13 protein-coding genes are annotated in these 13300 nt (G+C 36.9%); 4 read left to right on the top strand and 9 right to left on the bottom strand.

Translation table 11 applies throughout. The annotated features are described in order from the left end of the window. Nucleotide 1: 1 nt before the first annotated feature. The 3 genes from CRO54_RS08170 to CRO54_RS08160 all read right to left on the bottom strand — a co-directional run bounded on the left by CRO54_RS08170 (nucleotide 2) and on the right by CRO54_RS08160 (nucleotide 1902). Nucleotides 2-610 carry an alpha-ketoglutarate-dependent dioxygenase AlkB family protein gene (locus CRO54_RS08170; RefSeq protein ID WP_097130832.1) on the bottom strand — a complete coding sequence of 203 codons (609 nt, stop codon included), beginning with the start codon at nucleotides 608-610 and terminating at the stop codon, nucleotides 2-4. Nucleotides 611-627: 17 nt separating this feature from the next. Continuing rightward, on the bottom strand, nucleotides 628-984 hold the full coding sequence (locus tag CRO54_RS08165) for a four helix bundle protein (RefSeq protein ID WP_097130830.1): 357 nt from the start codon (nucleotides 982-984) through the stop codon (nucleotides 628-630). Between the two features lie 75 nt (nucleotides 985-1059). Next, nucleotides 1060-1902 carry a bifunctional helix-turn-helix domain-containing protein/methylated-DNA--[protein]-cysteine S-methyltransferase gene (locus tag CRO54_RS08160; protein ID WP_097130828.1) on the bottom strand — a complete coding sequence of 281 codons (843 nt, stop codon included), beginning with the start codon at nucleotides 1900-1902 and terminating at the stop codon, nucleotides 1060-1062. Nucleotides 1903-2058: 156 nt separating this feature from the next. On the opposite strand from CRO54_RS08160, the gene CRO54_RS08155 reads away from it, so the two are divergent. The 3 genes from CRO54_RS08155 to CRO54_RS08145 all read left to right on the top strand — a co-directional run bounded on the left by CRO54_RS08155 (nucleotide 2059) and on the right by CRO54_RS08145 (nucleotide 3881). Then, complete coding sequence (locus CRO54_RS08155; protein ID WP_097130825.1) at nucleotides 2059-2613, top strand: hypothetical protein; 555 nt, start codon at nucleotides 2059-2061, stop codon at nucleotides 2611-2613. Between the two features lie 105 nt (nucleotides 2614-2718). Next, the gene (locus CRO54_RS08150; RefSeq protein WP_097130823.1) at nucleotides 2719-3297 is read left to right on the top strand and encodes a nitroreductase family protein; all 579 of its coding nucleotides are present in this window, start codon (nucleotides 2719-2721) and stop codon (nucleotides 3295-3297) included. A 140-nt stretch (nucleotides 3298-3437) separates the two neighbouring features. Beyond that, nucleotides 3438-3881 carry a 3-oxoacyl-ACP synthase gene (locus CRO54_RS08145; RefSeq protein WP_097130821.1) on the top strand — a complete coding sequence of 148 codons (444 nt, stop codon included), beginning with the start codon at nucleotides 3438-3440 and terminating at the stop codon, nucleotides 3879-3881. On the opposite strand, the gene CRO54_RS08140 is transcribed toward CRO54_RS08145, so the two are convergent. Genes CRO54_RS08140 through CRO54_RS08130 form a run of 3 tightly spaced genes read right to left on the bottom strand, consistent with a single transcriptional unit; the run spans nucleotide 3878 to nucleotide 7054 of the window. Beyond that, nucleotides 3878-5242, bottom strand: a complete 1365-nt coding sequence (locus CRO54_RS08140) for a M1 family aminopeptidase (RefSeq protein ID WP_097130819.1) — start codon at nucleotides 5240-5242, stop codon at nucleotides 3878-3880. The two genes, CRO54_RS08145 and CRO54_RS08140, sit on opposite strands and share 4 nt — an antisense overlap. A 54-nt stretch (nucleotides 5243-5296) precedes the next feature. After that, a complete protein-coding gene (locus CRO54_RS08135) occupies nucleotides 5297-6154 on the bottom strand; it encodes a polysaccharide deacetylase family protein (RefSeq protein WP_097130817.1) in 858 nt (285 codons plus the stop codon). Between the two features lie 12 nt (nucleotides 6155-6166). Then, nucleotides 6167-7054 carry a polysaccharide deacetylase family protein gene (locus CRO54_RS08130; RefSeq protein ID WP_097130815.1) on the bottom strand — a complete coding sequence of 296 codons (888 nt, stop codon included), beginning with the start codon at nucleotides 7052-7054 and terminating at the stop codon, nucleotides 6167-6169. Nucleotides 7055-7389: 335 nt separating this feature from the next. Here CRO54_RS08130 and CRO54_RS08125 point away from each other — a divergent pair, with 335 nt between their 5' ends. After that, on the top strand, nucleotides 7390-9894 hold the full coding sequence (locus tag CRO54_RS08125) for a S9 family peptidase (protein ID WP_097130813.1): 2505 nt from the start codon (nucleotides 7390-7392) through the stop codon (nucleotides 9892-9894). A gap of 485 nt (nucleotides 9895-10379) precedes the next feature. Here CRO54_RS08125 and CRO54_RS08120 read toward each other — a convergent pair whose 3' ends face one another. The 3 genes from CRO54_RS08120 to CRO54_RS08110 form a co-directional block, all read right to left on the bottom strand. Further along, the gene (locus CRO54_RS08120) at nucleotides 10380-10868 is read right to left on the bottom strand and encodes a hypothetical protein (RefSeq protein WP_097130811.1); all 489 of its coding nucleotides are present in this window, start codon (nucleotides 10866-10868) and stop codon (nucleotides 10380-10382) included. A gap of 357 nt (nucleotides 10869-11225) precedes the next feature. Next, a complete protein-coding gene (locus tag CRO54_RS08115) occupies nucleotides 11226-12683 on the bottom strand; it encodes a serine hydrolase domain-containing protein (protein ID WP_097130809.1) in 1458 nt (485 codons plus the stop codon). 189 nt (nucleotides 12684-12872) lie between these two features. Then, the gene (locus tag CRO54_RS08110; protein ID WP_138765782.1) at nucleotides 12873-13136 is read right to left on the bottom strand and encodes a hypothetical protein; all 264 of its coding nucleotides are present in this window, start codon (nucleotides 13134-13136) and stop codon (nucleotides 12873-12875) included. Between the last annotated feature and the right edge of the window lie 164 nt (nucleotides 13137-13300).

The raw sequence follows: 13300 nt of genomic DNA, 5'->3' as shown, positions 1-13300 counted from the left end.
GCTACTTTACTATCGTTCTAAAAGTTAAGTTTATTCTTGGTTTGGAAACCAATTTGGTAGGAGGGAGACGATGAAGCCAGTGGGTTTGCGTGGTGTCCTTCATGATAAGCAAACTGCCGTGTGCTAGCTTTAAAGATACGGTAGTTTTATCCACTTTGTGTTTAAAGGCAAACTTACGTTCTGCGCCGAAACTTAAAGAAGCAATGGCTCCGTTCTTTTTCAAATCTTTTTCGCCATCGCTATGCCAAGCCATACCTTCATCTCCGTTATGATATAGGTTTAATAAGCAAGAGTTGAAGGTTTCTCCCGAAAGTTCTTCAGCTTTTTGCTTCAATGATAGCAATTCTTCAGTCCAAGGTAGGGCTGTTTTTGTAATGTTGGAGTAAGTGTATTCGAATGGCTCTCCGCCGTACCAAGCTACTTTTCGTTTAGTAATAATAAGCTTTCCAAAAATTACAGCCTGATCGTTTTCCCAAGCGATTTCGTTTAGCAGACGTTCGTAATAAAAATCTGCTTCAGCTTTGTTAAAAACAGTCCCGTAATAATTTACAATTCCATCTTTTGGTAATAAGTTAGTTTGTGATGAATACTCGTTTGAAAATAAGTCCATTAATTAGTAGCTAGGTATTAGGATTTAGGTATTAGTGATTTGATTAGGCCGCTAATTATTTTCGCAACCTCTTCAGATTGTATTACTATTTTTTTGAAAATAGCTTCATTAATATAGCCAAGTCGTAGTGCTAAATGTAACATTGACCTGACCTCGCTATTTGATGCCAACGCGATATATAAAAAGCGTCTAAATTCAGGTTTAGTTCCTCGATCAAAACCTTCAGCAATGTTGTTGGAAATCGATACTGCAGCCCTACATATTTGGCTTTTAAAATCCCAATCCTTATTGTTTTTAAATTCTTTGTAGATAACTATTGCGATATCTTGAGCTTTTCGCCAAGCAATAACATCTTCGAAACATTTGATAGCCATAGGTAGTAGTTTTCGTAAGATTAAATTTACTAAAATACTTCGACCAACTAGTAGCTAGTTCCTAAATCCTAACACCTAATCCCTAACAAAAGCTTGCTCCCAACCAATAATCGCAGTTTTTCTCGTATTGCCCCACATGTAACCTCCAAAAGTTCCGCTAGATTGTATTACCCTGTGACAAGGAATTAAAAAAGCAATAGGGTTGCTACCAATAGCTGTTCCAACTGCCCTAGAGGCATTCGGGTTTCCTAGTTCATTAGCTAATTTTCCATAGGTTGAGAGTTGGCCCATTGGGATTTTTAACAAGGCTTCCCATACTTTTAGTTGGAAATCTGTACCTTTCAAATGCAGTTTAACATCCTTTAATTTCGACCAATCGTTTTGAAAGATGAACAGTGCATTTTGCTGTAACACATCTAATTTTCCCTCGTAGCTCGCATTTGGAAATTTTGCTTTTAGCAAAGTTAAAGCCATTTGTTCATCCTCATGAAAAGCCATATAGCAAACGCCTTTTTCGGTTGACGCAGTTAGTAACGAACCAAAATGTGTCTCTGAAAAGCTGTAGTTGATGGTGAGTTCGCTGCCACCGTTTTTGTATTCAGCTGGCGTCATTCCTTCAATATTCACAAACAAATCGTGTAACCTGCTAGTTCCCGAAAGTCCAGTTTCAAAAGCAACATCAAATAAGTTGGCTTGTTCAGTTTGTAGTAATCTTTTGGCATGGTTTACACTAACATATTGCAAGAATTTCTTCGGACTCGTTCCTGCCCATTCCGTAAATAGCCTTTGGAAATGAAAGGGACTTAGATTCACTTTTTCGGCCACTTCATCTAAATTAGGCTGACTTTTGAAATGTGTCTTGATATAATCAATAGCCTTGGCAATCCTTTCGTAATTTACTTCCTCTTGCGTGTTCATCAGCTTTAAATTTATACAAATATGGTGAGAGTAGGACGTATTAAAAATCCGAAACTTGCTTTTCTTTACAACCACATAGATACATAGCTATTTCTATGTGTCTATGTGGTTTCAATTATTTTTTAGTTGAAATAAATCGTTAATTTCGATGACAGTATGAAAGAACAGCTCATCGAAGACATCAAAACTACATTGTCGAAGACCAAGGTTGACTTACTTGCTCAAATAGCAGCAAAGCAAGCTAATGCAGTAAAAGATATTATTGATTTAACTTTTCATCCAGAAGAAAAGATAGCTTTTAGGGCGGCATGGATTTTGGAGAATGTTTACATTAATAATCCGAAGGAATTTGTCGCTGATGTCGATTATTTCTTAGCTAGATTTTCTTCGCAGAACAATCTTTCAGCACGTAGGCATTTTGGTAAAATATTGGCCCTGCTTAGCAAGAAGAATGCACCACAAGAAATTAAAAAGATTTTACAGGAATATAGCACTGAGGAATTGGTGGAAACTACTTTCGCTTGGTTAATCGACGAAAACGTACCGGTAGCTATTAAATCACATTGTTTAAATATCTTAGCTAATTTTTCGGTGAAACATCCTTGGATAAAAGAAGAACTGCTGCAGACTATGGATTACCTAGTGGATAAGGAAAGTATTGCCTTTTTTGCGAAAGTGAAACAGGTTAGAAAACAGTTGAAAAGAAAATAGGACTGAGCACTCTACATACGGTAAATATGGTCTTTTTGGTGTAGGATACTACCAATTTTACAAGTATTAAACATTAAAACCGCACTTAAATCTTACTTTTGGGATATGAGTAATAAAGCAGAAATCCTATCAGAAATTATAAAAAACAGAAGAAGTATTTTCCCTGAAAGTTATACTAAGGAAGAAATTCCTACTGATGTTATTGAGCAAATCTTAGAAAGTGCGAACTATGCACCTACACATAAATTAACCCAGCCTTGGCGTTTTATGGTAATCAGAAAAGAAGGCAAAGCGAAGTTAGGTGCAGAACTAGGTGATATTTACAAAAGAGTTGTTCCTGCTGAAAAGTTCTTACAGAAAAAGTATGATAGTTTTGGTCAGAAGACTTCGCAGGCAGATGTAATTATTGCTATCAACATCCAGTTTCACGAAGATAAAGTACCCAATTGGGAAGAAATTGCTGCGGTAGGTTGCGCTGTTCAAAATATGGCCTTAACAGCCGAAGCTTTGAATGTAGGGGCTTATTGGAGTTCACCTCCACTAATAGACCATCTAGGAGATTTCTTGGCTTTGGGCGAAAATGAAAAATGCTACGGTTTGTTTTACATGGGCTATCACAACGCCGAATCGAGACCTGCAAACCGTACGCCGATTGCAGAGAAAGTGAAGTGGATAGAGAAGTAGGGGGCAGGTATCAGTTTTTAGGAATTAGGTTTTAGTGGCTAGGAATTTAGGGCTTAGATTATTCACAATCAACTATCATCCATCAACAATTAACCAGTTAAACAATTAACCATTTATCATTAACAACTAACCATTAATCATTGAAGACCCAACTATATCAGCTTTGCTTAGACTTTATTGAGAAACGAATAGCTACGGCAACGGAAGCTTTGCAACAAGCGCAGGAAGCGAGTAACGATGACACTAAAAGCAGCGCTGGCGATAAATTTGAAACTGGTCGCGAGATGGCGCAGCAAGATATCAACCGTAATAAGCAATTATTAGCCGATGCCCAGCAGCAAAAGGCAGTTTTATTGACGCTTGCAGACATCACTGAAACCGCTAAAGTAAGAAGTGGTAGTTTGGTAATTACCAATAATGGCAGTTTTTATATCGGTATTAGTGCGGGGCAGTTGTTGTTAGAAGGGAAAACTTATTTTGCTATTTCTGCAGCCTCACCAATAGGTAAATTACTTGTTGGCAAAACTGCAGGGGCTCAATTTGATTTTAATGGTAAAGCTTATCAAATTGAAGATATTAGTTAATATTTGATGAGTGCAGTTACGTTTTCGCTCTCGATAAACTGCTTTTCAAATAAACCCCACTCTTTATTGCTAATGCCAGATTTTAAAGCCTGTTCTTTGAGAAAAGCATAATCGGTAGGTTTCCCTTTGGCATTTAAACATTGCTTCAAGAAACCGAACATACGCTTTTCTCCTATAATTTGTTCTAAACCTCGTAATATCAGTGGACCATAATTGTATCTGTAAGTTCCGTTAATTTGATTGATCTCAGTTACTTTGTTTAAAGGCACAGCCTTGAAGTTTCTCAAATTGTTACTGGCGTTTTTAAAGTAAGTACTACTATAAGTTTTGCCAAATTTGGCTTCGCTGGCTTTTACCGAAAGATATTCTGCAGTAGACTCTAAGAAAAACCAAAATAGGGTGGAGTTAGGTTGAAGTACGTTTCCAAAGTAATAATGACCTACTTCGTGTGCATAAAATGGATAATCGGTGGAATCTTTGAATTTTTTGTTGATTTCATCAATCGTTTCTCCCAATTTGCCGCCAGCGATGGCAATAGTAGGATAGGAAGCGAAGCCCCAAGTTCTGCCTTTATTGAACTTTTCGATAGCAGTGTGCTCGATAAACACATTTTTAGTTTCGTACGGAATACCTAGAACTTTGTTGTAATACGCTTTCATCTCTGCAATTTCTTTTTCAAAAACTGCTAATTGCGCTTTATTCATATCGGTATTTAAGAACAAAGCATTAGATGTTTGTTGCACATTATAGTTGCCGATAAACAGCATTGGAGCCAATGGAACACGAGATTTGAAATTGGCAGATGGACCTGCTTTTGGCAAATCGCCATTAACGAAAATCTGTTGAGCATTTTTACATTCTACGGTAATGTCAAATGTAATTTGTTCCAATTGCTGGTCTGCTTTTACATCGTAAATAATGGGATACCATTTAGATTGCTCCGAAGCTCTTAAAGTTGTTCCATTAAAGGCAATCAATCCTTTAAAATCTAAAAAATTATATTCGTCCTTGTAAATTGGGAAGGCTCCAGTGTAACTAATGCTCAGTTGTTTGGGGTTTTCTAATATTTCGTTTTTGTTAGATGGCGTATATACCAATCCTTCGCCACGCATTTTGCCATTGTAAAAACCATCATATTTAATTACTTCACCAGTAGCATTTTTCAGGTGCTTGATATTAAATCCTTTGTTCAGCAGTAACTGATAGTCTTTTCCTAAATCAGGAATATTAGTTATCGTAAAATCACAAGTAATTTGCCCTGTTTGCATATCCACAATTGTTTTTCCAATAAGGTGTGGGATTTGGGCTTGTAAAGAAAAGGCAAGGAAGACTAAATAAAAGGGAAGGAATAGCTTAAACATGAGTATCAAATTAGGTTCTTGCGAAACTAGCAAAGCTTCGCAAGAAACCAAAAACTATTTGAAACTCTTTTTAATGCTATGCATCAGATTTCTAGCCGTATAATTCCCCGGATCTATGATTCTTCTGATGGTATAAAGCGGATAGTTTTCATCTCTCTTAGTAGATAAAATGAAAGCAGCTTTAAAGCCGTGTTCTTTTAGCTTAGGCAGCAAGCTAGCTTTATAAACGCCATAAGGATAAGCGAAATATTCTACCTTTTTGCCTGTAATTCTTTCTAATTTCTGTGTAGGCTCGTCAATCTGAGTTTTCCAATCTTCTTCGGTAAATTTAGAGAAGTTTTTATGGTCGTAGGTATGGCTCGCAATCACGTTGCCCTCATCAGAAAGTTCTTTAATTTGTTGCGCATTCATGTAAGCAATTCGGCCTTTTTTACCAATAGAAACCGTCATAATGAAATACACTGCCTTAAAACCATATTGCTTTAAGGTAGGATAAGCTACGGTATATTGGTCTAAATCGGTATCATCAAAAGTAAACATAATCGGTTTTTCTGGGAGCGATTTTCCATAAACCAGATAATCATAAAGTTGGTCTGGTAATATAGAATGGTAACCGCTATCAGCCAACATCTTTAAGTGTTCCTTAAATTTCGCAGGAGAAATGATATCATCTTTCGCTCTTTTTCCATCGCTAGGTAACCAATCTCTAATTTGATGATAACATAATACCGGAACTTCTTTTCTGGCTAATATGGTTGCTGAATCGGCAGGTTTGCTTTCTTCTTCAGCGTTAATTTGTTCTTTTGAAACGGTATCAGTTTTGGTAACTGTATGGTTGGTATCTCCAGAAGTAGACTGGCAAGCAGAAAATATAAAGGGGCATAACAATGCCCCAAGTAAAAATTTTTTCATGAATAAATTTCCTTAGAAACTTTTTACGATGTTGTTGTGTAAAGTTTTTGGACTCCAAAAGCCACTAGCAATAATTCTTCTCACACACATTAAAGGGTCGTTTTCATCACGTTTGTCGGCTAAAGCAAAAGCCATTTTAAAACCTCGTTTCTTTAACTCTGGAAAACCTTCCTTGTTCCATAAACCAAATGGGTACGCAAAATACTCCATCTTTTTACCAGTAATCTCTTCCAGCTTCTTAGTTGGTTTGTCTAATTGCTCTTCCCAATCTTTGCCAGTATATTTTTTAAAGTTTTTATGGTCATAAGTATGGCTACCAATGGTATTGCCTTCGTCAGAAAGTTGCTTAATTTGCTCTGAACTCATGTAGTTAACAAACTTGCCTTTTTTACCGATAGAAACCGTCATGATGAAATAAGCTGCTTTGTAGCCATATTTTTTTAATGTCGGATTAACCACGGTATATTGGTCTAAAACGGTATCATCAAAAGTTAGCATAATTGGCTTTTTAGGAAGCGGTTTTCCTTCGTTCAAATAAGCATAAAGTTGGTCAGGTAAAATGGTGTTGTAGCCGCTGTCTGACAACATTTTCATTTGGTCTTTAAAGTTTTGTATTTCTACGGTGTAATCTTTTCCCATTGCCCCATCGGTAGATCTCCAGTTACGTACTTGATGATAACATAAAATAGGAACCTGAGGTCTGGCTAATATAGTTTTTGCATCAGCTACCTTAATGTTTTTAGTATCAATTGGAGCAGCTTGGTTTTCAGTTTGGGCCACTTCGTTGCTATTGGTAACACTATCTTTTGCATCTGCAGATGACGAAGGTTGAGATTTAGATTGACATCCAGCACCGTAAATTAGTGCCATTGCGATTAAAGGGAAGAAAAAACGTTTCATAAAATACTTTATATGAAGCAAAACTAAACAATAAGATGATATGTGATAATGGTGTTGAAAAAATAATTGTTTTATCTGTTGTGTGGTTAGCCACAGATGCACAGATTTTATCACTTTTAATTGAAATGTGATCATCAAATAATGGGTTTCAATTGAATAGAAAAATAGTTTCCTATAATGCTTATGCGTATTTCATCCGTGTATCTGTGCCTAAATTTTACTAAACAGGTTCTAAATCAAACTCACTCAATTATTACAGAAAATCGGCAGCAAAAATTCTTTTTTGGTTTAATTTAGCTCCATCAAAAATCCAACACTTAACTAACTTATAAAGCATGAAGAAAATTTACTTTTTTTCTTTGTTGGGCTTACTTTCTGGAGGAACTGTTTTTGCGCAAACTAAAACAATAACCACTACAGAAACTGTTCAAGCACCACAAAAAGCCAATTATCAACAAGCAGCTAGGTTTTCTCCAAGTAAGCTCAAGAAGATGATTTACTCTACTTCTGTAGATCCGCATTGGTTGAAACAGAGCAATCGTTTTTGGTACGAATACGAAACACCAAGTGGCAAAAACTGGTACATGGTAGATCCATCTGCTAGAAGTAAGAAAACGCTTTTCGATCCAGCAAAACTAGCTGCAGAAATCACTTTAATTATTCGCGACCCTTTTGATGGGCAACATTTACCCATCGAGAACTTGAAGTTCAGCAATGATGAGAAAAACATCACTTTCGAGATTAAAAGTACCATTGATGAGGTGAAACCTGATAGAAAAGATAAAAAAGCTGCGGATTCGATGCAGAAGAAAATCTTTAAGTTTCAATATGAACTAGCGGGGCAGAAGCTCATCGAAATTAAAGATTATAAGAAAGCAAAAGCGAAACCAGCTTGGGGAGCTGTAGCGCCAGATTCGTCTGCAATTATTTTTACCCGCAACTACAATTTGTTTTGGATGGACAAAGCAAACTATCAAAAAGCATTGAAAAATGAAGAAGATAGTACCATTGTAGAGCATCAGTTGACCAAAGATGGCGTTAAATATTATTCTTTTGGTAGCGATGGTAGCGGCGAAAACAATGAAGAAATCATCAAAAACGATAAGAAACGTAGAAGAGCTTTTGTACTTTGGTCGCCAGATGCAAAGTATTTTGTAATTCAGCGCTCTGACAGTAGGAAAGTTAAAGATCTTTGGGTAATCAATAGTGTTGCTTCCGTTAGACCAACTTTAGAAACCTACAAATATCAAATGCCAGGCGAAGCCGAAGCACCTCAGGATGAAGTTTGGCTATTCGATTTCGCTGCAAAGACTGGCAAAAAGTTAAATGTTTCTGCCTTTAAAGACCAAAGTTTAAACACTTACAGTAAACCTGCGCTTAATTCAGATAGAGATAACGAATTCCGCCCTGCGATTTGGTTGGGAGACAATAGCAAGTTTTATATGGGGCGTACCAGTCGCGATTTAAAACGTATTGATGTTTGTGTGGTTGATGTGAAAAGTGGAACGATTAAGCCTGTAATCGAAGAGCGTTTCAATACGTATGTAGAAGTGCAACGCCCAGGTTTGGTAAACGGTGGAAAGGAATTAATTCACTGGAGCGAACGTGATGGTTGGGGACATTTCTACCTGTTCGATGAAAACGGTAAACTTAAAAATCAGATCACCAAAGGTGCTTTCCACAGTGAGGAGATTGTAAACATCGATGAGAAAGCGAGAGTACTTTATTTCACTGCAAATGGCAGAGAAGCAAAGGAAGACCCTTACTACTATCACTTGTACCGTGTAAATTTTGACGGCTCTGGTTTAAAATTATTAAACGCTGGCGATTTTGACCATGCTGCGGTGATGAACGATGCAGGCCGTTACTTCGTAAATAACTATTCTAGAGTAAATACGGTTCCTAAATCTACTTTGTACGATAATAATGGGAACAAAGTGATGGAACTGGAAACTGCTGATTTATCATTACTGATGGCTACGGGTTACAAATTCCCTGAACCATTTAAGGTAAAAGCTGATGACGGTATTACCGATTTATTTGGCGTAATGTATAAGCCTTTCAATTTCGACCCGACTAAGAAATATCCGGTAATTGAATACGTGTATCCTGGACCACAAACCGAAGCGGTAAACAAAGCTTTCGGAAAAAGTATGGACAGAACAGATCGCTTGGCACAATTAGGTTATGTGGTAGTTACCGTAGGAAATAGGGGCGGACATCCAGCTCGTTCTAAATGGTACCATACTTACGGTTATGGCAACTTAAGAGACTACGGTTTGGCTGATAAAAAAGCTACCATTGAGCAATTGGCAGATAGATATTCGTACATCGATGCAACTAAAGTGGGAATTACTGGTCACTCTGGCGGCGGTTTCATGTCTACAGCGGCAATGCTAGTTTATCCAGATTTCTTTAAAGTGGCGGTTTCTAATGCAGGTAATCACGATAATAGCATATACAATCGTTGGTGGAGCGAAAAACATCACGGCGTAAAAGAGACGGTATCTTTAAAAGGTGATACTTCTTTTAAATATTCGATAGACAAAAACCCCGACTTGGCGAAAAACCTAAAAGGACATTTGTTATTGATGCACGGCGATGTGGATAACAACGTACACCCAGCTGGAAGTATTAGGGTAGCTAACGCTTTAATTAAAGCTGGTAAACGTTTTGATTTTATCTTGGTTCCTGGTCAGCGCCATGCTTTTGGCGACATGACCGAGTACATGTTCTGGCGCCTAGCCGATTATTTCAATAACCATTTACTGGGCGATTTTTCACAATCTACTAATGTGAATATGACCGAAATGGATAGGGAAGTAGAGCGTAAGAATTAGATTTTAAAGTAGCTTTTGAAATCCCCAATGGTGTTAAAGCCGTTGGGGATTTTGCTTTTTAGGAGCGCAGGTATGCTGGTACTATTTTCCGATAGTCCCGCTTTACGCTATAATCTTTTTGTTGGCATTGCTGCTCACACTTGTCATGTTGAGCTTGTCGAAACATCTGCTTATTAACAAACAATCCTTCGACAGGCTCAGGATGACAGCAACAAAAAGTATTACCGCTGCAATCGGGGCTATTTAACAAAAGCATGTGCAATAAACAAAGTTGCTATCCCCTTAAAATGTCGTTCTAGAAAGATTTTGTAATCCTTTTGCTCTTCGGAATTTGCAAATCCGAAGTCTTATCTACGGATTTGTAATCCGTATTAAAAAGAGTAGACTTAAATGTGGATTGAAAATCCACAGATAGAGCTTCGCGATTGCAAACCGAACTTGCGAGCTCACGAAGTAATCGCGAAGAGCGGGTTATTCTGGTCTTATTATTCCTTTGGGAAATCGTCCAAAAATTGTTTGGAGTCATCCACAAAGCGGGTTGCATTTGAAAGCTGAATACTTTCATCAAGTGCAGCTATTGTTGGTTGAAATAGTCTACCTCTGCTGTCCATAAGCAAACAGTCATAAAGCGTTGCAATTGAAAGAACTTTTTTAATAAAGAACTTGTCAACGTTTCTTAGGTCAAGCCTACAACTTAGCTCTTCTACTTTGTTAGTTTTGTTGTCAAAGCAGATTGAAATGTCGTTGGTTTCTGTATCTCCAAAACTTCTTAATCCATCAGTTTTTGAGGTCCATTCTTGTAGATCGCCAAATTGTTGAAGTAAGGGTAATAGTTCTTTAGTGTCCACATTTAAATTTAGCCACCAATGAATTTTAAAAGCCTTTTCAAATTCAAGCTTTGTCTGAACTTGTCCATACTTTTCGAGAAGAGTTTGTCTCGGTATAAAGTAAATGTTGAATTGCCAAATTGCCACTTGTGCTTTATTTAGTTTGTAATCTGTTCGCTATTACCACTAACGTCTTTCGGTTTGGTTTTGGATATAGTTGGTATGGTTGTTTTTTCCTGTGGTTGGTGTTATTATCAATCACCCTTGTTTTATGTTCTATATGATAGGTCGCTAAATTACCCTGGTTGGTGATAACACCAACCAGGGGTTTAATCGTCTATAGTTTTAACTCCCATATTGTCGATCAGTAGCCTTACAGCTAACGTTTCGGGGCTTTGCGTTCGGGCGGGAAATCGAAGCACTAAAGCTTAATTTATTACTAAGGCTCAATTGAAAAATTACCCTTGAGTTTTGCACTTCAGCCCGCCTGACGCAAAACCCAGGTTAGCGGTTGTTTTTCTCCCTTTCATCATTTTTAAGTTTTTGAAGTATGTAAGTCAAGTGAGTATTCTGCGGATCTAGTTCGAAGGCTTTTTCAAAATATTTCACAGAAACTTTCTCATTCTTATTTCGTCTATAAGTTTCTCCTAAACTTTCATACACAATGGAAGATTTAGGATACTCTTTTAAATTCAGTTCATAGATTTTTATGGCTTCTTTTATTTTATTATTCTTTCTTAACTCATTTCCTAAATAATTGAGTTGATTTTCATTAAAAATAAACGACGTGTCTTTTGATTCTTTAAGCTGTAGATAAAGTTTAATAGCGTCGTCAACTCCATTGGTTTCTATAGTTTCTCTGAGGGTATCCAATAAGGACCAGTTATATTTATATGGGTCAATTCTACGGTCAGGCTCAAGGATGTACCTACCAATATCAGTTACAGTATTGTTTGAGTTAGATAAAACAACTACTCCAATTTTATTCTTTTTGTCTATTCCCAAAAAAGTTCTGTATCCAGGCATTCCACCATCTTTAAAAAGTAAATATCCGTCCGCATTCACGAGAGTCCAACCCATTGTAGTAAAAGTGTCATCTCCATCTTTTTTTGCCTGTAGGACATGGGTTAATTCCATCGCAGAGAACAGATCTGTTTTAATGAGCCCCAAATTGGCTTCTGCAAAAGTAAGAAGATCATTAACGGTTGAACGTAATGCTCCGCCAGCATCAATTGCACCTAAATCAGTTAAGCCGACTTTTGTTCCTGTTTCTGCATGACCTATTGCCAGATTTAATTTTTGTTTTGCTGTTAATGAAATAACGGTATTATTCATTTTTAACGGCCCGCAAATTTCTTCTTTTATTAAAGTTTCAAAATCTTTTTTAGCAGTCAATGTCAATATATTTCCCAATACCCCATAAGCAACGTTTGAATATCTCCATTTTGAATCAATATCGTAAGGCGGTTCAAAATTTGAGACGTATTCGTAAAGTTTATTTACGGTGTAATCGATATATGGCTGATCTAAATTTTTGGGGTCAACATTATATGGAAAACGAGGCATTCCAGATCTGTGGGTTGCCAGACTGAGCAAAGAAATTTCTTTTCCATTTCTTACAGGCGTTTTTACATTTTTTGGAAGTCCTTTGGAAATAGGGTCATTCAGATTCAGTTGATGCTTTAAACTCATATCTGCCAATAATAAAGACGTGAATACTTTTGTAATTGACCCGATTTCATAAATCGTATTGCCGTCTGGTAGCGTAGAATCGCTGTCGCTTTTTACACCTGCTGCAAATATTTGTCTGCCATTGGCATCAATAATCCCTACAATGATACTTTTGCTTCTTTTATCAGCAACCTCTTGTTTAATGATTGTTTTTATCCTGTCAATTGGAATTTGAGCCGAAACAATATTTGTAGCTGTGAGCAGGAAAGTGATTATTACATACTTTTTCATTTCTGTCTTTGAAGTAAATATTAAGGTTGGTTAAAATAACCGCTAACGTTTTCGGGGCTTTGCGTTCGGGCGGGTTTCGGAGTACAAAGTTTCAATTTATTACTAAAGTTTATTAGAAGCAGATAACTGCAAGTTTGCACGTCAGACCGCCTGACGCAAAACCCGTGTTAGTGGTAGTTTTTCCTATATTCATTTTAACACATCATAGTCTTCAAGTACATCAAAGTCAAGTCCGCCTTTTCTCACAGTTACTCTTACGCTATCTGCTTTATTAATTTTATCGGTGTCGGCATAACGAAACACTAATTCCTTTTCAAAGCTAAAGTAATCTATTCTCACTAAAGGTTGTCGCTCATTGCGATGATGTTTTCGACCAGGCATTGAACTTTTTTCCTTTATTAAAACTCGATATTCAGTTGTTGTTTTGTCTGCTGAATAATAATTGATCGCCATAAAAATGTAACAAGAAATAGAACCCCAAGAAAATAAATTCTGTATTACTGGAAAAAAAAATTCCCGTAAACGAATATGTCTTTTTATAATGGTTTCTATTGAAATAGAATGTCAATAAGCCAACAACCAAAATAATTAAAATTGGAATATAAACGTCTATGATT

It is taken from the genome of Pedobacter xixiisoli, from assembly GCF_900215335.1.
Taxonomy (GTDB): Bacteria; Bacteroidota; Bacteroidia; order Sphingobacteriales; family Sphingobacteriaceae; genus Pedobacter; species Pedobacter xixiisoli.
This window is presented reverse-complemented; position numbering and strand designations above follow the sequence as displayed.

Coding starts and splice junctions, on each gene's coding strand:
- CRO54_RS08135 (WP_097130817.1), bottom strand. CDS start 6,154: ATGAAAAAATTTTTACTTGGGGCATTGTTATGCCCCTTTATATTTTCT.
- CRO54_RS08160 (WP_097130828.1), bottom strand. CDS start 1,902: ATGAACACGCAAGAGGAAGTAAATTACGAAAGGATTGCCAAGGCTATT.
- CRO54_RS08150 (WP_097130823.1), top strand. CDS start 2,719: ATGAGTAATAAAGCAGAAATCCTATCAGAAATTATAAAAAACAGAAGA.
- CRO54_RS08115 (WP_097130809.1), bottom strand. CDS start 12,683: ATGAAAAAGTATGTAATAATCACTTTCCTGCTCACAGCTACAAATATT.
- CRO54_RS08155 (WP_097130825.1), top strand. CDS start 2,059: ATGAAAGAACAGCTCATCGAAGACATCAAAACTACATTGTCGAAGACC.
- CRO54_RS08110 (WP_138765782.1), bottom strand. CDS start 13,136: ATGGCGATCAATTATTATTCAGCAGACAAAACAACAACTGAATATCGA.
- CRO54_RS08170 (WP_097130832.1), bottom strand. CDS start 610: ATGGACTTATTTTCAAACGAGTATTCATCACAAACTAACTTATTACCA.
- CRO54_RS08140 (WP_097130819.1), bottom strand. CDS start 5,242: ATGTTTAAGCTATTCCTTCCCTTTTATTTAGTCTTCCTTGCCTTTTCT.
- CRO54_RS08125 (WP_097130813.1), top strand. CDS start 7,390: ATGAAGAAAATTTACTTTTTTTCTTTGTTGGGCTTACTTTCTGGAGGA.
- CRO54_RS08165 (WP_097130830.1), bottom strand. CDS start 984: ATGGCTATCAAATGTTTCGAAGATGTTATTGCTTGGCGAAAAGCTCAA.
- CRO54_RS08130 (WP_097130815.1), bottom strand. CDS start 7,054: ATGAAACGTTTTTTCTTCCCTTTAATCGCAATGGCACTAATTTACGGT.